The 22,069-nt window shown below is 57.3% G+C and carries 24 protein-coding genes and 1 tRNA gene; 14 read left to right on the top strand and 11 right to left on the bottom strand.

Annotation, left to right across the window (positions count from 1 at the left end; all coding sequences use genetic code 11):
- The first annotated feature begins 239 nt into the window (after window positions 1-239).
- From FE840_RS15265 to FE840_RS15250, 4 genes are all read left to right on the top strand, one after another.
- Window positions 240-1,997: an acetolactate synthase 3 large subunit gene (locus FE840_RS15265; protein WP_425502214.1), complete on the top strand. Its 1,758-nt coding sequence runs from the start codon at window positions 240-242 to the stop codon at window positions 1,995-1,997.
- Between the two features lie 17 nt (window positions 1,998-2,014).
- On the top strand, window positions 2,015-2,587 hold the full coding sequence (gene ilvN / locus FE840_RS15260; protein WP_138286343.1) for an acetolactate synthase small subunit: 573 nt from the start codon (window positions 2,015-2,017) through the stop codon (window positions 2,585-2,587).
- A gap of 175 nt (window positions 2,588-2,762) precedes the next feature.
- Complete coding sequence (locus FE840_RS15255; RefSeq protein ID WP_138286342.1) at window positions 2,763-3,020, top strand: hypothetical protein; 258 nt, start codon at window positions 2,763-2,765, stop codon at window positions 3,018-3,020.
- Between the two features lie 104 nt (window positions 3,021-3,124).
- Window positions 3,125-4,255, top strand: coding sequence for an ATP-dependent DNA helicase (locus FE840_RS15250; protein ID WP_138286341.1), 1,131 nt, complete (start codon window positions 3,125-3,127; stop codon window positions 4,253-4,255).
- 204 nt (window positions 4,256-4,459) lie between these two features.
- On the opposite strand, the gene FE840_RS15245 is transcribed toward FE840_RS15250, so the two are convergent.
- The gene (locus FE840_RS15245) at window positions 4,460-5,152 is read right to left on the bottom strand and encodes a MerR family transcriptional regulator (RefSeq protein WP_138286340.1); all 693 of its coding nucleotides are present in this window, start codon (window positions 5,150-5,152) and stop codon (window positions 4,460-4,462) included.
- Window positions 5,153-5,332: 180 nt separating this feature from the next.
- The gene (locus FE840_RS15240; protein WP_179028208.1) at window positions 5,333-6,235 is read right to left on the bottom strand and encodes a hypothetical protein; all 903 of its coding nucleotides are present in this window, start codon (window positions 6,233-6,235) and stop codon (window positions 5,333-5,335) included.
- 363 nt (window positions 6,236-6,598) lie between these two features.
- Between FE840_RS15240 and FE840_RS15235 the strand changes: the two genes are divergently transcribed.
- Window positions 6,599-7,351: a pyridoxine 5'-phosphate synthase gene (locus FE840_RS15235; RefSeq protein ID WP_138286338.1), complete on the top strand. Its 753-nt coding sequence runs from the start codon at window positions 6,599-6,601 to the stop codon at window positions 7,349-7,351.
- A gap of 19 nt (window positions 7,352-7,370) precedes the next feature.
- Here the strand turns inward: FE840_RS15235 and FE840_RS15230 are convergent, their stop codons facing one another.
- Window positions 7,371-8,084 carry an aspartate/glutamate racemase family protein gene (locus FE840_RS15230; RefSeq protein WP_138286337.1) on the bottom strand — a complete coding sequence of 238 codons (714 nt, stop codon included), beginning with the start codon at window positions 8,082-8,084 and terminating at the stop codon, window positions 7,371-7,373.
- 167 nt (window positions 8,085-8,251) lie between these two features.
- Between FE840_RS15230 and FE840_RS15225 the strand changes: the two genes are divergently transcribed.
- Window positions 8,252-8,716, top strand: a complete 465-nt coding sequence (locus FE840_RS15225; protein WP_138286336.1) for an Lrp/AsnC family transcriptional regulator — start codon at window positions 8,252-8,254, stop codon at window positions 8,714-8,716.
- A gap of 89 nt (window positions 8,717-8,805) precedes the next feature.
- On the opposite strand, the gene FE840_RS15220 is transcribed toward FE840_RS15225, so the two are convergent.
- The 4 genes from FE840_RS15220 to FE840_RS15205 form a co-directional block, all read right to left on the bottom strand.
- Window positions 8,806-9,051 (bottom strand): hypothetical protein, encoded by a 246-nt coding sequence (locus FE840_RS15220; protein ID WP_138286335.1) that lies wholly within the window; start codon window positions 9,049-9,051, stop codon window positions 8,806-8,808.
- A 223-nt stretch (window positions 9,052-9,274) separates the two neighbouring features.
- Window positions 9,275-9,520, bottom strand: a complete 246-nt coding sequence (locus FE840_RS15215) for a hypothetical protein (RefSeq protein WP_138286334.1) — start codon at window positions 9,518-9,520, stop codon at window positions 9,275-9,277.
- Between the two features lie 143 nt (window positions 9,521-9,663).
- The gene (locus FE840_RS15210) at window positions 9,664-9,909 is read right to left on the bottom strand and encodes a hypothetical protein (RefSeq protein WP_138286333.1); all 246 of its coding nucleotides are present in this window, start codon (window positions 9,907-9,909) and stop codon (window positions 9,664-9,666) included.
- A 101-nt stretch (window positions 9,910-10,010) separates the two neighbouring features.
- Complete coding sequence (locus tag FE840_RS15205) at window positions 10,011-10,256, bottom strand: hypothetical protein (RefSeq protein ID WP_138286332.1); 246 nt, start codon at window positions 10,254-10,256, stop codon at window positions 10,011-10,013.
- Window positions 10,257-10,807: 551 nt separating this feature from the next.
- Here FE840_RS15205 and FE840_RS15200 point away from each other — a divergent pair.
- Both FE840_RS15200 and ilvC read left to right on the top strand, forming a co-directional pair.
- Window positions 10,808-11,497: a TetR/AcrR family transcriptional regulator gene (locus tag FE840_RS15200; protein WP_138286331.1), complete on the top strand. Its 690-nt coding sequence runs from the start codon at window positions 10,808-10,810 to the stop codon at window positions 11,495-11,497.
- 23 nt (window positions 11,498-11,520) lie between these two features.
- Window positions 11,521-12,540 (top strand): ketol-acid reductoisomerase, encoded by a 1,020-nt coding sequence (gene ilvC / locus FE840_RS15195; RefSeq protein WP_138286330.1) that lies wholly within the window; start codon window positions 11,521-11,523, stop codon window positions 12,538-12,540.
- Between the two features lie 63 nt (window positions 12,541-12,603).
- On the opposite strand, the gene FE840_RS15190 is transcribed toward ilvC, so the two are convergent.
- Window positions 12,604-13,941: a GGDEF domain-containing protein gene (locus FE840_RS15190; RefSeq protein ID WP_138286329.1), complete on the bottom strand. Its 1,338-nt coding sequence runs from the start codon at window positions 13,939-13,941 to the stop codon at window positions 12,604-12,606.
- Between the two features lie 78 nt (window positions 13,942-14,019).
- Between FE840_RS15190 and FE840_RS15185 the strand changes: the two genes are divergently transcribed.
- The 5 genes from FE840_RS15185 to FE840_RS15165 all read left to right on the top strand — a co-directional run bounded on the left by FE840_RS15185 (window position 14,020) and on the right by FE840_RS15165 (window position 18,454).
- Complete coding sequence (locus FE840_RS15185) at window positions 14,020-15,234, top strand: aminotransferase-like domain-containing protein (protein ID WP_138286328.1); 1,215 nt, start codon at window positions 14,020-14,022, stop codon at window positions 15,232-15,234.
- Window positions 15,235-15,410: 176 nt separating this feature from the next.
- Entirely contained in the window at window positions 15,411-16,520 is a 1,110-nt protein-coding gene (locus tag FE840_RS15180; protein WP_138286327.1) for an endonuclease/exonuclease/phosphatase family protein, read from the top strand.
- Window positions 16,517-17,248 carry an NUDIX hydrolase gene (locus tag FE840_RS15175; protein ID WP_171033666.1) on the top strand — a complete coding sequence of 244 codons (732 nt, stop codon included), beginning with the start codon at window positions 16,517-16,519 and terminating at the stop codon, window positions 17,246-17,248. Before FE840_RS15180 ends, FE840_RS15175 begins: the two co-directional genes overlap by 4 nt.
- Before the next feature lie 85 nt (window positions 17,249-17,333).
- Window positions 17,334-18,251 carry a PhzF family phenazine biosynthesis protein gene (locus FE840_RS15170; RefSeq protein ID WP_138286326.1) on the top strand — a complete coding sequence of 306 codons (918 nt, stop codon included), beginning with the start codon at window positions 17,334-17,336 and terminating at the stop codon, window positions 18,249-18,251.
- A 127-nt stretch (window positions 18,252-18,378) separates the two neighbouring features.
- Window positions 18,379-18,454 (top strand) — tRNA-Lys (locus FE840_RS15165).
- Window positions 18,455-18,725: 271 nt separating this feature from the next.
- Here FE840_RS15165 and FE840_RS15160 read toward each other — a convergent pair.
- Genes FE840_RS15160 through FE840_RS15150 form a run of 3 tightly spaced genes read right to left on the bottom strand, consistent with a single transcriptional unit; the run spans window position 18,726 to window position 21,498 of the window.
- Window positions 18,726-19,520, bottom strand: a complete 795-nt coding sequence (locus tag FE840_RS15160) for a heme ABC transporter ATP-binding protein (RefSeq protein WP_138286325.1) — start codon at window positions 19,518-19,520, stop codon at window positions 18,726-18,728.
- Window positions 19,517-20,611 carry a FecCD family ABC transporter permease gene (locus FE840_RS15155; protein ID WP_171033676.1) on the bottom strand — a complete coding sequence of 365 codons (1,095 nt, stop codon included), beginning with the start codon at window positions 20,609-20,611 and terminating at the stop codon, window positions 19,517-19,519. The genes FE840_RS15160 and FE840_RS15155 overlap by 4 nt, the downstream gene beginning before the upstream one ends.
- 11 nt (window positions 20,612-20,622) lie before the next feature.
- Window positions 20,623-21,498, bottom strand: coding sequence for a heme/hemin ABC transporter substrate-binding protein (locus FE840_RS15150; protein ID WP_138286323.1), 876 nt, complete (start codon window positions 21,496-21,498; stop codon window positions 20,623-20,625).
- A 227-nt stretch (window positions 21,499-21,725) separates the two neighbouring features.
- Between FE840_RS15150 and hmuQ the strand changes: the two genes are divergently transcribed.
- A complete protein-coding gene (gene hmuQ / locus FE840_RS15145; protein WP_138286322.1) occupies window positions 21,726-22,067 on the top strand; it encodes a heme-degrading protein HmuQ in 342 nt (113 codons plus the stop codon).
- The last annotated feature ends 2 nt before the right edge of the window (window positions 22,068-22,069 follow it).

The raw sequence follows: 22,069 nt of genomic DNA, 5'->3' as shown, positions 1-22,069 counted from the left end.
AACTGTTTTCGCGTTGACGCTGGCGGCATTTGTGGTTATCAAAGTCGCCATGAAAAACTCGATCGCATTTATCGTGGTGGGAAGGCGCATGGGCAGGATGGTGTAACCATCCGGCGTAAGCCACCCATGCGCTAGAAGACAGGCTCCTCAAGGGGCCTTTTTTTATGTCCTGATCCGGGCTATCAGCCCCAAATCCTAAAGGCAGATGGAAACACAGCATGACGGGTAAAGATAATCAAATGACTGGGGCCGAGATCGTCTTGCAGGCGCTCAAGGACAATGGGGTGGAGCATATCTTCGGTTATCCCGGCGGTGCAGTTCTTCCGATCTACGACGAGATTTTCCAGCAGGAAGAAATCCAGCACATTCTGGTTCGCCACGAGCAGGGCGCGGGACATGCTGCTGAGGGCTATGCACGGTCTACCGGCAAGGTCGGCGTTATGCTGGTCACGTCTGGTCCGGGCGCAACCAACGCCGTGACCCCGCTGCAGGACGCCCTGATGGACAGCGTTCCGCTGGTCTGTATTTCGGGTCAGGTTCCGACCGCCCTCATCGGTTCGGATGCCTTCCAGGAATGCGACACCGTCGGCATCACACGACCTTGCACCAAGCACAACTGGCTGGTCAAGGATGTCAATCAGCTCGCGGGCATCATTCATGAGGCATTCCGCATCGCCCAGTCCGGTCGTCCGGGCCCCGTCCTCGTGGACATTCCAAAGGACGTCCAGTTCGCGACCGGGACCTATACGCCGCCGGACTTGCACAAGGTGCAGAAGAGCTATCAACCGAAGAAGCAGGGTGATGCACGCGCCATTCAGGCTGCCGTGGAACTGATGGCGACCGCGCGTCGCCCGATCATCTATTCCGGCGGCGGTGTCGTGAATTCGGGCCCCGAAGCGAGCAAGCTGCTGCGCGATCTCGTCGGTCTTACCGATTTCCCGATCACGTCGACGCTGATGGGGCTTGGTTGCTATCCGGCATCCGGCAAGAACTGGCTGGGCATGCTCGGCATGCATGGTTCCTACGAAGCCAATATGGCGATGCATGACTGCGATGTCATGGTCTGCATCGGTGCCCGGTTCGATGACCGCATCACCGGTCGTCTGAATGCGTTTTCGCCGAATTCGAAGAAGATCCACATCGACATCGATCCATCGTCAATCAACAAGAACGTCCGCGTGGATGTCCCGATCACCGGCGATATCGGGACAGTGCTGGAGGACATGGTGCGGGCCTGGCGCGCTCTGCCCAAGAAGCCCGAGGCCAGTCAGACTGAAGAATGGAAGGCGAGCATCCAGAAATGGAGGGCACGCAATTCATTTGCCTACACGCCGTCCAAGGATGTGATCATGCCGCAATATGCCCTGCAGCGGCTTTATGAACTCACGAAGCATCGTGACACCTACATCACCACGGAAGTGGGCCAGCACCAGATGTGGGCCGCCCAGTTCTACGGTTTTGAACAGCCAAACCGCTGGATGACCTCTGGTGGTCTCGGGACCATGGGCTATGGCCTGCCGGCCGCCCTCGGTGTTCAGATCGCCCATCCGGATGCGCTGGTCATCGATATTGCTGGTGATGCCTCAATCCAGATGTGCATTCAGGAAATGTCGGCGGCCATCCAGTATGACGCACCGATCAAGATCTTCATTCTGAACAACCAGTATATGGGCATGGTCCGTCAGTGGCAGCAGTTGCTGCATGGCAACCGACTGTCGAACTCCTACACGGAAGCCATGCCCGATTTCGTCAAGCTGGCGGAAGCCTATGGCGCTGTTGGCATTCGTTGCGAAAAGCCGGACGAGCTTGATGGTGCGATCCAGGAGATGATCGACGTGAAGAAGCCGGTCATCTTCGATTGCCGCGTCGCCAATCTCGCCAACTGCTTCCCGATGATCCCGTCCGGCAAGGCGCATAACGAAATGCTCCTGCCTGATGAGGCCACCGATGAAGTCGTGGCAAATGCCATCGACGCCAAGGGTCGTCAGCTCGTCTAACCGAAGGATTGAAGAACATGAATGCACAGCTTCAGCCGACCGGTTCGGCCTATTTCATCTCCAAGGAAACTGCCGCGATCGAAAGCCATACGCTTTCGGTGCTGGTGGACAACGAACCGGGTGTGCTCGCGCGCGTTATCGGTTTGTTTTCAGGCCGCGGCTACAACATCGAGAGCCTCACGGTTTCAGAGACCGAGCATGAGGCGCATCTGTCCCGCATCACGATTGTAACCCGCGGCACGCCGACCGTGCTTGAGCAGATCAAGGCTCAGCTTGAGCGGATCGTCCCGGTTCACCGGGTGGTTGACTTGACGGTTCGCGCCCGCGAACTGGGGCAGGAGCGTCCGATCGAGCGCGAGGTGGCCCTGGTCAAGGTGGTGTCTGTGGGCGATATGCGCGCTGAGACCCTGCGTCTGGCCGACGCCTTCCAGGCCAAGGTCGTGGACGCCACGGTCGATCACTTCATTTTCGAGATCACCGGCAAGTCATCCAAGATCGACCAGTTCCTGTCGATCATGAAGCCACTCGGGTTGAATGAGATCTGCCGCACCGGCATTGCAGCCATGAACCGTGGTGCACAGGGGATGTAGGCCAAGCAGGCCACGATTTGCACAATCCAGGGGCGGTCGTGAGGCCGCCTTTTTTCGTCTTTTCAGAGACTTAGATCGTTAACGTCAGATGAACGCCTTATTCCGGGAGCATTCAGCCGCCACTTTCTAAAAAGGAACAATCGCAAGAACGCGATTTTGGAGAGAGGACAAAATCATGATGAAGATTGCTATGGCCGCTGCCCTGATTGTCGTGGGGACTGTATCGATGACCGCCGGAGCGAAGGCCGAAACAAAAGTCATGCCAAAGGCTGGCAGTCTCGTGATCGTCAAGTCTGACCGGCTCGCAGCGCCCAAGGGACAGGCCGCCGCCGGGGAGAACGTGGCCAAGGAGTGGACGCTGGCCTGCTATCGAGAGTTCGGGCCGGATGCGAAATATCCTGATGAGGCCCTGCTGGAAAAATGCCTTAACTGATCGACTTCAGCGGGATGACGTCTGTCTGTTACGCCACCGGGATATGAAGGTCCCGGTGGCGTTTTGCCTTGCATGTGCAGCACGAATCCGCGCATGACCTAGGCATGCAGTTTGCTCCGCAACAAGATGAAGCTTTGAAGGCCGTCTCCAGATGGTTGAAGGAGGGGAAGTCACCGGTCTTCCGGCTCTTCGGCTATGCCGGAACGGGGAAGACCACCCTTGCAAAGCATTTTGCCGAGCATGTCGATGGTGACGTGCTGTTTGCCGCCTTCACGGGCAAAGCCGCGCAAGTCTTGCGCTCGCGTGGCGCATCCAATGCCAAAACCATCCATTCGCTGATCTACCGACCGCGCGGGGAGGAGTCTGTCGAGGATGAGGAAACCGGCAAGACGTCTATTGCGCCCATGTTTGCCATCAATCGTCAGAGTCCGGTCGCCAGGGCGGCGCTGATCGTGATTGACGAGTGCTCGATGGTGGATGAGCAGCTTGGGCGCGATCTGATGAGTTTCGGAACGCCGATCCTGGTCCTTGGGGATCCGGGGCAGTTGCCGCCGGTCTCCGGTGGTGGCTTTTTCACGGAGCAGGAGCCGGATTACCTCCTGACGGAAATTCACCGCCAGGCGCGCGACAACCCGATCATCCAGCTTGCGATGCATATCCGCGAAGGCAAGGAGATCATGTATGGCGACTATGGCTCAACGGCGCGCGTCATCTCCAAGAATGAAGTCAATCAGGATCTTGTTCTCGGGGCGGATCAAGTCCTGGTCGGCACGAACAAGACCCGGCGTCGCTATAACATGCGCCTGCGCGAACTGAAGGGCTTCAGCGCTGATTATCCGCAGGCTGGTGACAAGCTTGTCTGCCTGCGAAATGATCAGGTGAAGGGGCTGCTGAACGGGTCTCTCTGGCAGGTCATGTCATCGTCACGAGAAACAGTAAAGCCCGGCATCAATCTGCTGATAAAGCCGGAAGACGACGATATGGATCGGGGTGCGGCCAAGATAAAGCTTCTGAAGGCGGCGTTTGAGGACGTCGAGACCGAGATTCCGTGGTCAACACGCAAGCGGTATGATGATTTCGACTATGGCTATGCACTGACGGTGCACAAGGCCCAGGGCTCGCAATGGAATGATGTGGTGCTTTTCGATGAAAGCTGGGCCTTTCGTGATACGCGTGAGCGCTGGCTCTATACGGCTGTAACCCGCGCTGCCGAGACGCTGACGATCGTCCGATAGTGGTGTGAGCCTGTCTTGGAAGCTCCGCTGTCGGCGGCGGTCAAAAGGTGCGGCTTCAGTCGATCGATCAACTCGATTTGTGTCGGGCCAGTCAGTGCTGGGGCTTCCGCGGCAGATCCAGACAGGACAAGTTCAATCATGGCTGTCTTCTGTTTTTACGCAGCCCGGACGCAAAACCGCTGACGTATGTTTGCTGGACGTGCTTTAGGTGGCTATCAGACCCAGCAAAACGGCCTTCGCAACAGCCTGAAATCGATTTTGGGCGCCAAGTTTACCGGTGATGCGCTCCTCGATCGCCTCGACCTCTACCAGTTTCATTTCACAGGTTCGCGCGATCCTTAATGATGTATAGCCCTCCGCCATCAGGTGCAGAATTTGCCGCTCCTCTTCGCTCAAGCTTAAACGGTCCCGGACATCGTTCACCTTTGACTGTCTGTGGGCATCGTCATGGTCGAGGATCGTGTTGATCTGCTGTAACTGACGATGCGTGTTGGAAAGATCGGCTGTCAGTTCACGCCGGCGGGCGAGGAGGGCTTCCTCCAAAAGCATGTTCGCTTCGGCCTTGGAATCCGTTGTCTTCAACATCTCCATCAAGTCTTGGATGACGGCAACAGGAATGCCGACCTCGCGGCAGATATTGATGAGGGCCATACGGGCCACATCATGATGGGTATAGACCCGCATCAGGCCGATACGGTTCGCTGTCAGAAGGCCCTTTTCCTCGTAGAAATGGAGTGTGCGGTGGGTTATTCCGAACAGATCAGCCATATCAGCAATCGCGATCGGTTCGTCCGGAATGTTTCGCGGCAGGGCAATGTCGGGGAGGATGCCTGCCGTTTCGGCATCGCGGCTCCCTGATCTTCCGGTTAGTCGCAGACTCTTTGACCCGTTCGCCATGACTCCTCCGTCCAAAGCGCTTGTTGTCAGTGCTGCCTGTGTGCCATGCCCGCTCGGCGGGCGAAGACGACTCTCCCTTTGCTCCTTACCCCACGGACTTACTATTATATGCGGAAAAATTAAAATAAAAAATCACCAAGCTGTCACCTGTCGTGATCGAGCTTTGACCTATCTTGAGAGTTAAAGGATTTCTGAGCGGCGACTCCGGGCCAATGCCACGATGTCCGGAATGGTCAAAACCAGTCCGTGCCTTCTTTGCGCGCCGCCATAGCGGTTTTGATGCAGCTTTGCCTCCCGGTAATTCTTCTGGGATGCCTCGATGGAGAATCGATAGGTCGCTTCGAGGCATACCATCAATGGACTCGAAAGATTCCGTTCTTGGCAGAACCGGTACAGATGCCCGGGAATGGTCAGGGAGCAGCCAACAAATTGATTGGCAAGCGAGCCTATCTGGAGGGTCTCACTGCTTAGATCTGTTGTGCTGCTTTGCGTCGTGACAACATCGCCAGAAACAACATGGCGCAAAGTGGACCTCAGCTCACTCCATTCCCCCTGCGTATCGATATCGAGCACAAAATAGATCGGGTCCAGTGCGCGACCGTCAACGGCAATTTCATCCAGCGTTCTCAGCTGTACGCCCCAGAGACGATGGCTCCACAGGCTGACCGCTTTCGCATAAGCCTGGGCTCTCCAGTCGCTGTCGCCGACAACACGGTAGAAGACAGTGGGAAGATCCTGCCCGTCTCCCACATCTTCGCGTCGCACAGTTGCTGTACCTAGGCGACTATCCTCCAGTGTGTTTGATTGGGCCGGCGTCGATGCGCCGTTAAGACTTGAAACCCCCACCGGCTCGTAGAGTGGGACATAGGCGCCGACGGGAATCTGGATTCTCAAGGGCTCTGTTTGCCCTTCATGGGCATAGAAGTTCGCCAAAAGGCGCCTCAACTTGCCCGCCTGAACGCGAACGAGAGGATCCGTGGTCGGGTCGAAGCCTTCGTCTCGTCCAAAAACGTCAATGCCTATCGTGTAGCCCTTGAGGCGATCAGCCTGTCCTTGCTGCTGCATCTCGACAATGTATTTCAAGAAGGACCGAAGCCTCTCAGAGCGCGAAAAGGTTTCGCTCTGAAGAACGGTGTCGAGGGCGCGCTGGATTCTTTCCTTTTCGATGCCGGACATGGCTTCCATCGGGTCTCCAATTCGACAGCATTCCAGATCAGGCTGCGGCCTCACAATCCTGGGGCTCAATGGTTCATCATCGCCTCATTGTGCGCGATGTCACAATCGTTTTGTCCAAGCAAGAGCAGAAGTCCGTCAATACCCCAAAGTGTATGTAGTGAGCTCGTGTCATTCATAAGTGTCGACAATAGGATTATTTTGAAATGTGGTTGGTCTTCGGCCATCTGATCGCCTATGGATGCACAAGCTCTCTCAGTTCGGAATTGACGCATGCCTGCCAAGCTTTCGGTCAACCTCAACGCTATCGCCATGCTGCGCAACCGGCGCGATCTTCCGTGGCCAAGTGTCCGTCATATGGGACGTATCGCGCTTGAGGCCGGTGCCGCAGGCCTGACAGTGCATCCGCGTCCTGACCAGCGCCATATCCGCTTCAGTGATTTGCCTGATCTGCGCGCCTTGATCGATGACGAGTTCCCGGAGGCTGAATTCAATATCGAGGGCTATCCTTCGGAGGAGTTTCTGGCGCTTTGCGAGGCCACCGCACCGGAGCAGGTAACGCTAGTCCCTGATGATCCGTCTCAGGCCACGTCCGACCACGGATGGGATTTGACGCTCCATGCCGACCTGCTCACAACAGTCATTGCGCGGCTAAAGTCAAAGGGTATGCGTGTTTCTATCTTTGTGGATGGGGACGGACGCAGTGAGGCCATGACCAAGGCAAAGGCCGTCGGTGCAGATCGCGTCGAACTCTATACCGGCCCCTATGGTGGATGTTTTAACCGCAGCGAAGAAGCGGCGCGCCAGATCGAGTTGCTGGGCGCCACGGCTGATGCCGCTCTTGCCGAGGGCCTGGCCGTCAATGCCGGACATGATTTGACGGTCGAGAACCTGCCGGCACTGGTCAAGCGCATCCCCCGGTTGGCGGAAGTTTCCATCGGCCACGCCTTGACGGCGGATGCGCTTGAATTCGGTATGGCGGAGACCGTAAGGCGGTTCCGCCGCGCCTGCGGTCAAACTGTCTGACCGCAGGCCAGAAACCCTGTCAGGCTGCCCTCGTTGCGACCTTCGGTGCCAAAGCGAAATCAACCGCAGCCTCGGCATGGAGCGCCGTTGAGTCAAAGCCGGGCAGGGTAAGGGTGTTCGGGTCAAGGATCATGCATATTTCGGTGCAGCCCAGGATGACGCTGTCAGCGCCCTGCGCTTGCGCCATGTCGATCAGATCGAGGAGTTTTTGTCGCGATTCCGGCAGAACCTGACCTGCGCAGAGTTCCTTGAAGATGATCTCATGGGTCAGTGCGCGTCCTGCGGAATCCGGTACGAGGATGTCTATGCCATTGGTCTTCATGCGCTCAGCATAAAAGCCGTGTTCCATCGTGTAGCGCGTGGCGAGCAGCAAAGGGCGCTTGACGCCGGCAGACTTCAGTGCACGAGCGGTGACGTCAACGATATGAATGAGGGGAACGGACAGGCGGTCGGCGACTTCGTCGGCAATAAGGTGCATGGTGTTCGTGCAGATCAGCATGCATTCAGCACCTGTACGCTCCATGTTTTCTGCGGCATCGCCGAGACGCCTGGCGGCGTCGTTCCAGCGACCGGCCGTCTGTAGTTCGACGATCTCTGCGAAATTGACGGAGTGCAGAATGATTTCCGCGGAGGCGATGCCGCCCAGGCGAGCCCTGACGGCCTCGTTGATCAGCTTGTAGTAAACTGCCGAGCTTTCGAAACTCATTCCGCCAATCAATCCAATCTTGCGCATGGTCTGTTCCTCTGGGTTTGCATGCCGCTCATATTGACGTGCAACAGGCGCTGAATGTTTGCGAACTGCGATTATTCGGGGGGTTGTCGACGCAAAAAAACCTTGCGCTATTCCGTTTTTGCGCCCAAGTTTTTATCGAACTGGATCGAAGACGCAGAGTATCGAGCGTGATTGACGATAGAGACCGTAAGATTCTTGATCTCCTGCAACTGGATTGCTCCATCCCGGTGACGGAGCTTGCAGATCGTGTCGCCCTCTCGGTTTCAGCCTGTTCGCGGCGGATCCAGAAGCTTGAGGAAAGCGGTTACATCGCGCGGCGGATCGCCGTTCTCGACCGGGAGCGTATCGGGGTTCCGACCACCGTCTATGCCCTGGTGAAGACGGCGCATCATGCCGATGACTGGATCGAAGAATTCCGCCGTGCGGTGGTCGATATAGCTGAGATCGTGGAAGCCCATCGGCTGACCGGTCATTACGACTATATCCTGAAAATCGTGCTGCCACGGGTGGAGCATTATGACGTGGTGTATCGACGTCTTGTGAAGCGTGTCGAACTCTTCGATGTGTCGGCGGCAATCTCGATGGAGACACTGAAAAGCGGGTCAGCTCTTCCCGTCGACTATCTGCGCTGAACCCATCTGCCTTGCCTTACCAAACGCTATACGGCCCCACTGCGGTTTCGCAGCGGGGGCGTTTTGCGCGTGATCGCCGGGTGGCTTGATCAGCTTGCGTTCGAGATCGAACGGGTGACGAGGGTGACGGTCTTGTCGGCATTGACCTTGTAGACTTCGCGAACGTCACGGCCCGAACCGTCATTGAAGGTATGGAGCACGGTGGAGCCGACCGGTGCCTGCTGGAGCTGAACAGGGGCGTTGTAGTTCAGCGAACCTTCGATCGGAGCAACGCTTGCGAAAGCGGCAGGAGCGGCAACAACGGCGAGGACGGCGGCGGAGATGAGGGTTTTCATGTATCTGTTTCCTTTTGATTGCGTTTGTGTCTTCGGTTTCTGTCTGTGTCAGGGTCTCTGACGGTAGGGGGTCGGCGACCAGCCTTACTGGGGGAGAGGGGACGGCCAGTCGCTTTTCCGTGGAGGGCAAGTCCGCAAGATCGGGGATCGTGTCGGGCCTGCCCCTGCCAATACCGTGCCATCGCGTCACATCAGCCAGGCGCGGCATCGGCCTGCATCGGGATCAGCTTGCGTTGGAGATCGAGCGGGTGACGAGTGTTACGGTCTTGTCGGCATTGACCTTGTAGACTTCGCGAACGTCACGGCCCGAACCGTCGTTGAAGGTATGGAGCACGGTGGAGCCGACCGGGGCCTGCTGGAGCTGGACGGGGGCGTTGTAGTTCAGCGAACCTTCGATCGGAGCAAGGCTTGCGAAAGCGGCAGGAGCGGCAACAACGGCGAGGACGGCGGCGGAGATGATGGTTTTCATGGGTCTGTTTCCTTTTGATTGAGTGGTGTGTCTTGGGGTTTGGTGTCGGGGGTGGCGGCCAGCCCGGTCGGGGAGAGGGGAAAGGCTGGCCGCCCTGGGAGGAAGAAGGTTCGAGACTGGCTCGAAAGAATGATCGGGAGAGATCAGCTTTCGTTCGAGATGGAGCGGTTGACGAGCGTCACGGTGCGGTCGGCATTGACCTTGTAGACTTCGTTGACGTTATGGCCCGAACCATCGGAGAAGGTGTGGAGCACGGTGGAGCCGACCGGGGCCTTTTCGAGCTGGATGGGCTGGTTGAAGTTCAGCGAGCCTTCCATGGGCGGGATGGCGGCAAAGGCGGCTGGAGCTGCAACGGCGGCGATGATGGCGGCAGAGAAAAGGGTCTTCATGGTTCTGTTTCCTTTATCCTGGGTTACTTTTGGATGAGGGATACCCCTCATGATTGCATTGATTGGCAGAACTCGGCTTGGCTCCGGAGCAAGGCGGTGGACTATCGGTTTGCGACGGTGCGAGAGACGAGGCTGACAGAGTGGTCCGGATTGATCCTGTAGATTTCCTGGACCTCGCTGCCATTGGCATAGAAGTTATGGAAGAAGTTCGATCCAGCCGGCGCCAGGTCGACCCTTGGAGACTTTCCGCCATAGGTTATTGAGCCAGGGATGGGCTCGATGGCCATGGCAAGTGTTGCCGTTGCGACAAGGAGGAGAAAGGCAGAAGGGATTGCGATTGTCTTCATGGTCTCTGTCCTTTCCTTTGTGTCGGTTTCGGGGTTTGTGTGAGTGTCTGTTCTGGGTTTCTGTTGGGGCCTGCTTTATCGAACTGCTTGGTTCGATGAATTGATATTTGGACCTGTTTGTTTGGGAATGCAATAGTCGATTGCGCGCAATCGAACCGAATGGTTCAATGTCAGTACTCGGTATCCGATATGACACTTGAAATTGGAGGCCAGCAAAAACAGTGAGTTAGATGTGAGACTTGTTGTCATTTAACTATGACATATAACGATCAAAAATTTTTTTGATCAAGATTATGTGACGCTGGTTTGGGGCTTTGGGAGGGGCTGTGAAGGGTCCGCGCCCATCCGCCCAGCCCCAGATTTCCCCCGCCACCACCGGCAACAGCGTTTCCAAACCCCACAAGCACGGAAAGAAAAAAAGTGCCGACGGCGGATGTGGCGGTTCGCTGTGTCATTTTTCTTTTCATGCCCCTTATGAGCCACTTGACGCTCGACGGGCCGGATGCCATAAGACGCGAACCGTACCGTACGGTACATAAAGGGAGTGGTTCTTGTCTGCCGAAACGACCCAAGTCTCTGAGTTTTCACCGCGTCAGAGTGCTGTTCTGGCAGAGGCTCTTCGTCTGCTGGTCGAGGGCGGTGACAAGGCGGTCACGACAGCCGGGCTTGCGCGGGCGGCAAATTGCTCCAAGGAAAGCCTCTACAAGTGGTTCGGAGATCGCGACGGTCTGCTGTCTGCAATGATTTCCTATCAGGCGAGCAAGGTTCGCACTTTCGAGAGGCCCGGCGAGCGGCTCACGGCAGCGTCACTGCGCGATCATCTTGATACGTTTGCGCGCGACCTTCTGGATGTTCTGGCCGGTGATGTATCGCTCGCGCTCAACCGGCTCGCCATAGGCCAATCAAGCCGCGATGGTTCGAAGCTTGGCACTTTGCTGCTGGAGCGAGGCCGCCGCCAGATCGATCGCCGCGCACGCGCACTGCTCGATGCGGGCCAGCGTGACGGTCTCCTGCGCTTCACCGACGGAGAGGATGCCTACCGCACGCTTTATGGCCTCATCGTCAGCGATCTCCATGTGCGCATGCTTCTAGGCGAAGCACCGCAACCGTCGAATTTCGGTAGCAGGGCGGAGAAGGCAGTTCAGGCCTTCTTGACACTCTATGGTACCGATCGCGTTCTGGCCGGTCTGGATAGTGCTGGCCGCGCCACATCTGCCTCCACAAATCTTCACCACAACTGACAAGCATAGGGAAGGAAACGTCAATGCGCGTCTATTACGATCGGGATGCCGATTTGAACCTCATCAAGGCCAAGAAGGTCGCTGTCATCGGCTATGGCTCTCAGGGCCGCGCCCATGCGCTGAACCTCAAGGACTCGGGCGCCCAGAATCTGGTCATCGCGCTCAAGGCTGGTTCGCCGACGATCAAGAAGGCCGAAGCTGATGGCTTCAAGGTCATGACGGTTGCCGAAGCTGCCGCCTGGGCGGACCTGATGATGATGGCGACACCGGACGAACTTCAGGCTGACATCTACAAGGCCGACATCGCTCCGAACATCCGTGACGGCGCGGCCATCGCATTCGCTCACGGCCTCAACGTTCATTTCGGCCTGATCGAGCCGAAGTCGACCGTCGACGTCGTTATGATCGCTCCGAAGGGCCCGGGCCACACGGTTCGCGGCGAATACCAGAAGGGCGGCGGCGTTCCCTGCCTCGTTGCCATCCATCACAATGCCTCGGGCAACGCCCTTGAACTCGCTCTCTCCTACGCCTGTGGCGTTGGTGGCGGCCGGTCGGGCATCATCGAAACCTCCTTCAAGGAAGAGTGCGAAACCGACCTCTTCGGCGAACAGGTCGTTCTCTGCGGTGGTCTCGTCGAGCTGATCCGCGCTGGTTTCGAAACGCTGGTCGAAGCCGGTTACGCTCCGGAAATGGCCTATTTCGAGTGCCTGCACGAAGTAAAGCTGATCGTCGACCTGATCTATGAAGGCGGTATCGCCAACATGAACTACTCGATCTCGAACACGGCCGAGTGGGGCGAATATGTCACCGGTCCGCGCATCATCACGGCTGAAACCAAGGCTGAAATGAAGCGCGTGCTGCACGACATCCAGACCGGCAAGTTCACCTCGGACTGGATGCAGGAATACCGTGCCGGTGCTGCCCGCTTCAAGGGCATCCGCCGCATGAACGACGCCCACCAGATCGAAGAAGTCGGCGCCAAGCTGCGCGGCATGATGCCGTGGATCGCCAAGAACCAGCTGGTCGACAAGACCCGCAACTGATTGGGGTTGATCGAAACTAGCGCCAGGCCGGGGAGGGTGACCTTCCCGGCCTTTTGAATTTGGTCAGGAATGCAGAGGGTCTGCCTCTGTCTCGCGTGATATCACGCAATTGCGGCCCTGTTCTTTCGCGCGATAAAGGTTTCTGTCGGCTTGGGCGATGAGCTGTTTCTTGGCGTCGACGTCACCTTGTTGAAATTGAGCCACGCCGAAACTTGCCGTGATTTTGATTTCAGTTCCATTCGATATCCGGAATGGGAGATTTGCGATTTGTCGACGGAGTCTTTCGGCGACGTCTGCTGCGGTCTCTCGCGGCGTTGACGGCAAGATCACGGCAAACTCCTCGCCACCATACCGGGCAGGTTGATAGCCGTTCTCATCGGCGTGTCGCGCCAAAACGCCAGCGACGTGCTGCAGACACTTGTCGCCTTCCTGGTGGCCATAACGATCGTTGAATTGCTTGAAATGGTCGATATCCAACAGGATCAGGGACAAAGGAGCACCGGTCTCGTCCCGTTCCAGAACAGCCCGCGTCAGTTGTCTGTCGAAACTTCGTCGGTTTGGCAGACCGGTCAACGCATCGGTCAGCGCATGCTGTTGCAGCCTTTCGTTGGCCCGCTTGAGCTTGTGATTGCTATCAGCCAATTCCCGCAACAGGTGTTTTGTCTCGTCTTCTGCCTGTCGGCGGCTCATTTCCAGTTCAATCAGACGGCTCATGAATGTCGCCTGGAAAAACAGATAGGCCACGCAGATAGGAAGCAAAATCCACTGGCCTTCGGTGAAGGCCGCAAGGTTCATGAGCCCCATGATGATCAGCAGAACGATCAGGGTGGACCGAGGTGCCATATAGGCGCGGCCTGAAGCAGATTGCACAATGCCGCAACCAACAGCCAGTGTAATCACTTGTGATTGCGGCTCGGCACCCACGAAGAGAACGGCCAAACTCGTCCCCCATGCAATACCTGATAGGATTGACAGGATTGTGAAGCGGCGAAACCAGACCTCATAGGAGGTCTTTTGGCTCCTGTTTCTGAAAGCATGCCATGCGACCGCACGCATCAGAACCTGCGCGGCGACAAGCGACAGGGCGATGCCGACTTCAAGCCTTTGTCCGCCGAGGGCGGGGCTGATCGCTGCTGCCCCGATCGCCGAGGCAGCGAACAGATGCGGAGAGATGCGAAAGAGCTCGGTAAGCTGGTCCCAAGACTCGTGACGATCAGTTTCCAGCGACCCCAGGATCCGCGTCAAAACTTCTCTTATCCGCAATGTCTTTGCCTCTCCAGGTTTGTGCTTTGTTGGCCGCCTTACAGCGATTATTCCTAATAGATTGATAGTGCGGCACACAATTTGTATGCCATGCGTTGCTTCTGGCGGGTGAGCCATGTCGCTCTCGACGTTCGGCAACAAGTCAATAGGTCAGCATTGTTGACTTAGTTCAATGCGCGTGATCTGATCTGGCTCTGGGAGAAGCGAGGATCAATCATGCTGGACTGGGATCATGTTTTTGCTAGGCGCGCGGAGCGCATGCGTGCCTCCGAAATACGGGAATTGCTGAAGCTTCTTGATCAGCCGGACATCATCTCCTTTGCGGGAGGGATTCCCGATCCAGCCCTCTTTCCGACTGATGCCTTCCGCGAGGCCTACAGCGAGTGCTTAGGGGGCGGCGACGCTGCGTCCGGACTGCAGTATTCCGTTTCTGAAGGCTATCGACCCCTGCGTTACTGGTTGCAGAGGGAACTGGGGCAGTTCGGCATCTCCTGCGATATCGACAATATCTTCATCACCTCCGGCTCGCAGCAGGCACTTGATTACCTGGGTAAACTGTTTCTTTCTGCGGGGGATACGGCGCTTGTGACCTCGCCGACCTATCTCGGCGCACTGCAGGCCTTCAACGCCTATGAGCCGAATTACGATCAGCTTGGGGTCGCCAACCGGACACCCGAAAGCTACCACACCGCAGCACTCGCGCATGGAGGTGCGGTCAAGTTCGCCTACCTGTCTCCCGACTTCGCCAATCCGACGGGCGAGACCGTCCGTCTTGAGGAACGTCACCGCCTTCTGACACTTGCAGATGAGCTGGAGATCCCCGTGATCGAGGACGCCGCTTATCAGCATCTGCGCTATGACGGCGAGGCCGTGCCGCCAATCCTGGCCCTCGACATTGCGCGCAGCGGTTCTATCGAGGAAACCCGTACCATTTACTGCGGCAGTTTCTCCAAGACGCTCGCTCCCGGCTTGCGGGTTGGTTATGTCGTTGCTGCCAAACCGGTCATACGCAAGCTCGTCCTGATCAAGCAGGCGGCTGATCTGCATTCTTCCTCCATCAATCAGATGGCGATCGCCCATGTTGCAGAGCGCCATTTTGAAGCGCAAGTGGCCAAGATACGGCAGGCCTATCGAGCCCGTCGCGATGCCATGCTGGCCGCTCTTGAGCGCCATATGCCAACGGGCACAGACTGGACGCGACCGGAGGGAGGCATGTTTGTCTGGGTCACGTTACCGGAGGTGATTGACGCAACGGCATTGCTTTCCCGCTCGGTGAAAACTGAGAAAGTGGCGTTTGTGCCAGGACAGGCTTTCTTTGCAGACCGGAGCTCTGCCAATACGCTCCGGCTCTCGTTTTCCTGCGCCAGCGAGCCAATGATTGAAGACGGGATACAGCGACTTGGCCGACTCATTGCGTCGGAACTGTCATAAGTGGACAGTGCCACTCTTTCTACCGCGCGTGCGAAGTGTTGAACGCAGTGGCGCATGTGTCGGCGCATGGCATAGACTTTGGCCGAAATGATCGCGATTCTGTTGCTAGAGCTACGGTCATTTGATCAAGCTATTGTTGCAGCCGGTGGCCTTGCTGGCTTTTGTCGAGGTTCAGCATGTCGTTGAGAATTGCCACCTTCAACATAGAAAACCTGGTCAACAGGTTCGATTTTTCCGGTTTTCGTAACAATCTTCGTGCGGATCGGGTCATCAAACTCTTCGATATCAAGACGGAGCATGACTACAAGACGCTGGAAGCGGCTCGCGTTATTGCAACGACCGATGATACCCGGCAGCTCTCGGCCCTTGCGATAGCGGATGCGGATGCCGACATCCTGTGCCTGCAGGAAGTCGATAGTCTCGAAGCGCTGAAGTCCTTTGAATATGGCTATCTGTTTCGGATGATGGGAGCCGGCTACAGGCAGCATTTCCTCGTGGAGGGCAATGACAGTCGGGGCATCGACGTCGCGGTTCTGCTGAGATCGGAAACGCGGCATGGTGAGCCGATTGAGGTTGTCGACGTGCACAGCCATGCGGCGCTGACCTATCAGGACCTCGACCTTTACGACCCGGAGCTCGGTGACAGGGTCAATCCGCGTGATCGTGTTTTCAAGCGGGATTGTCTGGAACTTGAACTGAGGATCGGTGGCAGGCCGCTCACCGTCTATGTCGTGCATTTCAAATCGATGACGTCAGGTCGCGGCGAGGGTGATGGGCGTACGCAGACCATGCCTATCCGAATTGCTGAAGCCAAAGCGGTGCGGCAAATCATAGAGAAACGATTTGCTGATCGGTCTCCGGTGAATCGCAACTTCGTCATCTGTGGGGACATGAACGACTATCAGGAACGCGTGATTGTTCGCGGCGACCGTCGACACGGGTATGAGTTCATACATCAGGATGGCCTGCCGAGCGCGCTGGACGTGTTCACTGACGATGGATTTGCAGTCAACCCTATGAACACCAGAGATCCGCTGGACCGTTGGACGCTTTACCACGCGCGGGGACCGGAGGAGCAGCATCTGTGTCAGCTGGACTATATCCTTCTCTCGCAACACCTCGCGGGTCGAAATGTCGATGTCGTCCCGGACATTATTCGAAATGGCCAGCCGTTCCGTTCGGTTTTTCCGCCCGGTTATGAAACCGAACGCTATCCCCGGATCGGGTGGGACCGGCCCAAGGCGTCCGATCATTGCCCCGTCGTCATGGAACTGTTTCTTCCATGACGTCATCTGCGGTGGTCGACGATACTGGTCTTCCTGTTGATGGGGCGGTTCTCCCCATCGACGGGTATCAGCTCAAGGTGCTGGAGGGACGTCATCCGATAGAAAAAGCCCATGCCGAAGCCATTGCCGCCAACTGGCAGCTGGAACAGCGCGCCAACCCAAGCCTCTACAACGGCGAACTGATCCTCCAGGAGCGGATTTCGCTGGAAGGTCGGCAGATCCATGCGCGAGGATATGTTGCCGACTATGCGAGCTTCCTGTGGTGGCGGAAAGTGCCGGGGCGCCCCGGTGCCTGCCACCTTTTCGGGTATCCGGTGCTCGTCTCCTCAGACGGTGCCCTGATTGCGGTCAGGATGTCGGACCATACCGCCAATCCTGGCCAGGTTTACTTTGCTGCGGGCTCCGTTGAGCCTGTTGATGTGGTGGCAGGCGAGTGTGATCTGGCCGGCAATATGGCGAGGGAGGTTCTGGAAGAAACAGGGCTCAGCCTTTCCGAGGCAAAAACAGATGGTCAGCTTTATGCCAGCTACCGAACACGGCGCCTTACGCTGTTTCAGCTGTTTCATTTTTCCGACAGTGCCGATCAACTCATCGCACGCATACGCAAGCATGCCCAAGAGTGCGGCGAGAAGGAGATATCGGATGCGGTGGCGATCACGTCAGCGGATCTCTCCCTCCATCGCTATAACCCTGCGATGCAGGCCCTTCTGCAATGGTATTTCCGCTAGCGGGCTGGTTGCCTCTCATTTCCGGCTGGGGCAGTCTGCGGCGCGGAAGGAGTGATCCTGCCAGTGATTAGAGAGGGAGAATGCCTTGGCCCGTTCCTATTCGATTTATGATGTTTTCACCGACACCAAGCTTGCCGGTAATCCGCTGGCAGTATTTTTCGATGGTGATGGTTTGTCTGATGCCGATATGCAGGCCATCGCTGCAGAAATGAACCTTTCTGAAACGGTCTTTGTTCAGCCGGCATCGCACCCGACGCATTCGGCGAGGATCCGGATATTCACGCCGGCGCGGGAATTGCCTTTTGCCGGACATCCGACGGTCGGCACTGCGATTGCTTTGGCCGAACGGGCCTATGCCAATCGCAGCGACGCCATCGATCTCGTTTCGGTTCTAGAGGAAAATGTCGGACCGGTTCGGTGTGGTGTGAAACTTCGTTCGGGCGAAGCGAGCTTTGCCGAATTCGATTTGCCAACGACATCCAGCCGCTACTCAATGCCAATCGATCGTGAGGCTGTGGCCGAAGCCTTGTCATTGAACCCGACAGCGATCGGTTTCGAAAACCATGTTCCGGGTGTGTGGAGCGCCGGTGTGCCTTTCCTGCTGGTCCCGGTGCATGATCTGGCGGCCATGGCATCACTCGAATTCGATCCACAGTTCTGGGAGCAGGCGGCTCCACTGTGCGAAGGCCGTCTGACCTCTGCCTATGTCTATTGTCGCGGAGGGCGGCATCATCAGGCGAGCTTCCATGCCCGCATGTTCGCCCCTGATATGGGGATTGCTGAAGATCCGGCGACAGGGGCTGCTGTGGCGGCTCTGTCAGGTGCGATCTGGCAATTTGATGGTCTCGATGATGGACATCATCCGCTGATGATTGAGCAAGGTGTAGAGATGGGGCGCCCGTCCTTCATTCATCTCCATATCGATGTGAAGGGCAAATCCGTTGCCCGTGTCCGTATCGGCGGTCAGGCGGTGCGTATTGCCAGCGGTGTGCTGGAGCTTTGAAATTTAACGATAAATCGGCCTTCATGTAATTTTTTTGACCGAAAGAGAAAGAATTTGGCTTTGCTGGCTGGACAAGATTGCCGTTCCTGTTTATACGCCCGGTCACGCCACCGGCACCGGGGCGGTCGGGTGATTAGCTCAGTTGGTAGAGCAGCTGACTCTTAATCAGCGGGTCGTAGGTTCGAGCCCTACATCACCCACCAACTCAATTGTTGACAATAATCCTTGATTGAAACCTGTCACACCCAGGTGAAAATCATCGCGCGTTGACCGTGCGCTCCACAAACTTTTGTTGTTTATCTGTTCTCAAGTCGGGTCCCTGCCGTTTTTGTTTTGTTCTCCAATTTGTGCTGCGTGCTCAGATTTCACCTGTGGATTGTTGTGGATAAGTTTGGTGAGCCGGCTCATGAATGAACCAGTCGAGTTCATTGTCGTTCTCTCGAAAGCCAGTGTTCTCTGGTCGGAAGGATCCGATTAGCCGGCAGAAATCTGTCGCGATTGTGGGAGCACGAAGGGGATCGCGGCGGGAGGAATGCGTCCCACGGTGCCTCGCAGCCCATAAACATCGGCAATGACATCATCCGTCAATGTATCGGCAGGAGTGCCGCTTGCCACGACACGACCGCGGTGAAGGATCACGAGATCGTCGGCAAATTCTGCCGCAAGGTTCAGATCGTGGAGGATGGCAAGAACCGCTCCGCCCTCATTGGCGAATGATCGCGCAATCTCGAGCACCGAGATCTGGTGGCCTATATCAAGACTTGAGGTGGGTTCATCGAGAAACAGCGTGCGTACACCGGTCGCGTCACTTGGCGTTGGCACCTGGGCCAGCACCCGGGCAAGCTGAACTCGCTGCTGCTCGCCGCCGGAGAGCGCATTGTAGCGTCGGTTTTCAAAACCGGCCAGACCCACGCGGGCGAGAGCCTGACGGCCAGCGCGTGCTGGATCGAAGCTGCCGGCGGCAACAGCCCCCATACGAACCACCTCCAAGGCCGTGAAGGGGAAAGACAAGTGAGTTGACTGGGGTAGCACGGCTCGGATGGCCGCAAGCTCAAGCGCGGAAAACCCCTTCAGTGATCGGTTCGCGAAGGTGACCTCACCATGGTCGGGCGCCACTTCACCTGACAGCAATTTCAGCAGGGATGACTTGCCGGCCCCGTTCGGTCCGATCACCGCCGTAAAACGTCCGGCCTTGATCGAAAGGGACACGTCGTCAACCAGACGTCGTCCGTCTCGCACCATCGTGACCTTTTGTGCCGAAATTGTCATGTCGGCTCCATTCCGGAGCGACCGTTGCGGCTGAGCAGAAGCATCAGGAAGACTGGCGCGCCCAGGATGGCTGTGATGATGCCAATCGGCAGTTCAGCCGGGGCAGCAATCGTTCTGGCAATCGTATCGGCAAACAAAAGCAGGGATGCGCCACCAAGGGCAGATGCGGGTAGCAGGAAGCGATGGGAAGGCCCGATTACCAGTCGCAGGAGATGCGGCACAACGATGCCAACGAATCCGATCGAGCCCGCGACTGCCACCGTGGCGCCACAGGCGGCAGCCACTGCCAGGATCGAAAGGCGCTTCAGCCGTTGAACCGGAACGCCCATGTGAAAGGCGGCGGCATCTCCAAGCACCAGAGCATCAAGGCCTCGCGCCACAAACGGGATTGTCACCAGCACAAGCAAGATGAATGGCAGGATTGCGAGGATCTTGGCGGTCGTCGCGCCGCTTAAAGATCCAAGTGACCAGAAGGTGATATCGCGCAGAGCCCGGTCATCAGCGATGAAGATCAGGAGACCTGTTGCCGCTCCCGCCATCGCTGCGATGGCAATCCCCGAGAGTATGAGGGCTGTTGTCGACGTCTGGCCATTCCGCGTGGCTATCTTGTAGAGAAGGATCGTGTTGCCAAGGCCTCCCAGGAAGGCCGCAACCGGCAGGAAGCTGTCACCCATGACCTGCATGACAGGCACGAACACCATAGGCCCCAGCACGATCGCACAAACGGCGGCAAGTGCTGCTCCCGATGTGACACCGACAATGCCGGGGTCGGCGAGTGGATTGCGAAAAAGGCCCTGCATCATGGCCCCCGATACAGCCAGCGCCGCGCCGACCAGAAGGCCGAGTGCCGTCCGCGGGAGTCTGACCGCTTCCAGGATCACCACATTCTGGGCTTCCATTTCGCCAGCACGGCCAGTCAGGTAAGCGATGAGATCGGCAACACCGACGCCCGTCGGGCCGACCGTGATCGATGTCAGGCAGGCGATGACGAGCAGGACCGCAAGGAAGACCGTGACTGCGATCCCAAGCCCGGTACGATCACCGTCCGATGACGATGTTCGTGCTCTCGCAGTCCGGGCGAAAAGGGCCATGGTGTTCACGGTCATTGGCCTTCCGGGTAGAGCGAATTGTAGAGATCGGTTGCGGCATCAGCGGCACGTGGTCCCAGTCCCAGAAGGTAAAGGCCATTCATGGTGATGAACGCGTTGTTCTTGCCGGCCGGGCTGGAAGCAAGCGCGGGAAGGGCAAATGCCTGCTCTGCGGTCAGATGATTTGCTCCACCGCTCATGACCAGCACGACGTCTGGAGCCGCGGCAATGACAGCTTCGTCCGACAGTGGCTTATATCCCTCGACGCCTGTCACGGCGTTCTCTCCTCCGGCAAGGCGGATCATGGCCGCAGCCGACGTATTGGCGCCTGCCGCCATGACACGGCCATTGGCCAGGGAAAGGGCGAACAGGACCTTCTTGCGTTTTGGCAGCGCCGAAGTCTGAGTGGTGACCTTTTTCAGCTTTGCTTCGGTCTCTGCAGCCAGTGCTTCGGCTTTTGTCATCTCGCCGACGGCTTCACCTACCGCCCGGATCTTCGCCGGGATCGCGTCGATCTGCGGAGGATTGGGGATCATGACGATCTCGACGCCACTCGCCTTGAGAATGTTCAAGGCATCCGGAGGGCCGGCTCCTTCCTCCGCGAGAATCAGGTCTGGCTTCTGCGACAGAACACCTTCGGCCGAAATCTGGCGCACATAGCCGATGTCGGGCTTCTCGGTCGCCGCCTCGGGATAGATGCTTGTCGTATCCACGGCGGCAATCCGGTCTTCAGCGCCGAGAGCATAAAGGATTTCAGTGATTGTCCCGCCTATGGAAACGATTCTTGCAGCGCCCTGTCCGGAGGTTTCGGCGGTTGCCGGGGAGACGGACAACCAAAGAATTGCCAGCACCGATAGAGCGAATTTCTGCGGTACATTTCTAGAACGCATGATAGTCTGAACCCATGGAAAGCGCTCACGATCGTCTTTGATGACCGCAGCTGCCGCACGACGGAGGCCTGCCGATGCACGGCTCCGACAATTAACTTGACGGAAGTACACAAGTTTAAATAGGAAGGCAACAGACTGCACCGTCAGGCATGAATATGAGCGGTGCTGGAAATTCACACTGTGCCGGTGTCGTGGAGCAGTGACCAAGCTGAAGAGGAATTGACCAGATGTACATCGCAATGAACCGTTTCCGTGTTGTGCCGGGCCATGAAGAGGCTTTCGAGAACCAGTGGAAGTCCCGCCAGGCGCGGCTCGCAGAAGTGCCTGGTTATGTGGAATTCCACATGCTGAAGGGGCCAAAGGCAGACGATCATACACTTTATGCCTCGCACACAGTTTGGGAGACGCATGCGGATTTTGTTGCTTGGACCAAGTCCGAGCAGTTCCGCGCGGCACATGCCCGTGCTGGGGAAAGCAAGGTGCAGTATCTTTCGGGGCCGCATTTCGAAGGCTTTGAAGTCATCATCCACGAAGATCGTACCGGCAAGCGCGCCAACCTCGCAGCGTGAGT

The organism is Peteryoungia desertarenae, assembly GCF_005860795.2.
Classification (GTDB): Bacteria; Pseudomonadota; Alphaproteobacteria; order Rhizobiales; family Rhizobiaceae; genus Allorhizobium; species Allorhizobium desertarenae.
Note: the sequence above shows the minus strand (reverse complement) of the source record. Positions and strands in the feature narration are given on the sequence as shown.

What these genes read in the sequence shown, in the direction of transcription:
- FE840_RS15265 (WP_425502214.1), top strand. Translation starts at nt 240, where the DNA reads ATGACTGGGGCCGAGATCGTCTTGCAGGCGCTCAAGGACAATGGGGTG.
- ilvN (WP_138286343.1), top strand. Translation starts at nt 2,015, where the DNA reads ATGAATGCACAGCTTCAGCCGACCGGTTCGGCCTATTTCATCTCCAAG.
- FE840_RS15255 (WP_138286342.1), top strand. Translation starts at nt 2,763, where the DNA reads ATGATGAAGATTGCTATGGCCGCTGCCCTGATTGTCGTGGGGACTGTA.
- FE840_RS15250 (WP_138286341.1), top strand. Translation starts at nt 3,125, where the DNA reads ATGCAGTTTGCTCCGCAACAAGATGAAGCTTTGAAGGCCGTCTCCAGA.
- FE840_RS15245 (WP_138286340.1), bottom strand. Translation starts at nt 5,152, where the DNA reads ATGGCGAACGGGTCAAAGAGTCTGCGACTAACCGGAAGATCAGGGAGC.
- FE840_RS15235 (WP_138286338.1), top strand. Translation starts at nt 6,599, where the DNA reads ATGCCTGCCAAGCTTTCGGTCAACCTCAACGCTATCGCCATGCTGCGC.
- FE840_RS15230 (WP_138286337.1), bottom strand. Translation starts at nt 8,084, where the DNA reads ATGCGCAAGATTGGATTGATTGGCGGAATGAGTTTCGAAAGCTCGGCA.
- FE840_RS15220 (WP_138286335.1), bottom strand. Translation starts at nt 9,051, where the DNA reads ATGAAAACCCTCATCTCCGCCGCCGTCCTCGCCGTTGTTGCCGCTCCT.
- FE840_RS15215 (WP_138286334.1), bottom strand. Translation starts at nt 9,520, where the DNA reads ATGAAAACCATCATCTCCGCCGCCGTCCTCGCCGTTGTTGCCGCTCCT.
- FE840_RS15210 (WP_138286333.1), bottom strand. Translation starts at nt 9,909, where the DNA reads ATGAAGACCCTTTTCTCTGCCGCCATCATCGCCGCCGTTGCAGCTCCA.
- FE840_RS15205 (WP_138286332.1), bottom strand. Translation starts at nt 10,256, where the DNA reads ATGAAGACAATCGCAATCCCTTCTGCCTTTCTCCTCCTTGTCGCAACG.
- ilvC (WP_138286330.1), top strand. Translation starts at nt 11,521, where the DNA reads ATGCGCGTCTATTACGATCGGGATGCCGATTTGAACCTCATCAAGGCC.
- FE840_RS15185 (WP_138286328.1), top strand. Translation starts at nt 14,020, where the DNA reads ATGCTGGACTGGGATCATGTTTTTGCTAGGCGCGCGGAGCGCATGCGT.
- FE840_RS15180 (WP_138286327.1), top strand. Translation starts at nt 15,411, where the DNA reads ATGTCGTTGAGAATTGCCACCTTCAACATAGAAAACCTGGTCAACAGG.
- FE840_RS15175 (WP_171033666.1), top strand. Translation starts at nt 16,517, where the DNA reads ATGACGTCATCTGCGGTGGTCGACGATACTGGTCTTCCTGTTGATGGG.
- FE840_RS15160 (WP_138286325.1), bottom strand. Translation starts at nt 19,520, where the DNA reads ATGACAATTTCGGCACAAAAGGTCACGATGGTGCGAGACGGACGACGT.
- FE840_RS15155 (WP_171033676.1), bottom strand. Translation starts at nt 20,611, where the DNA reads ATGGCCCTTTTCGCCCGGACTGCGAGAGCACGAACATCGTCATCGGAC.
- FE840_RS15150 (WP_138286323.1), bottom strand. Translation starts at nt 21,498, where the DNA reads ATGCGTTCTAGAAATGTACCGCAGAAATTCGCTCTATCGGTGCTGGCA.
- hmuQ (WP_138286322.1), top strand. Translation starts at nt 21,726, where the DNA reads ATGTACATCGCAATGAACCGTTTCCGTGTTGTGCCGGGCCATGAAGAG.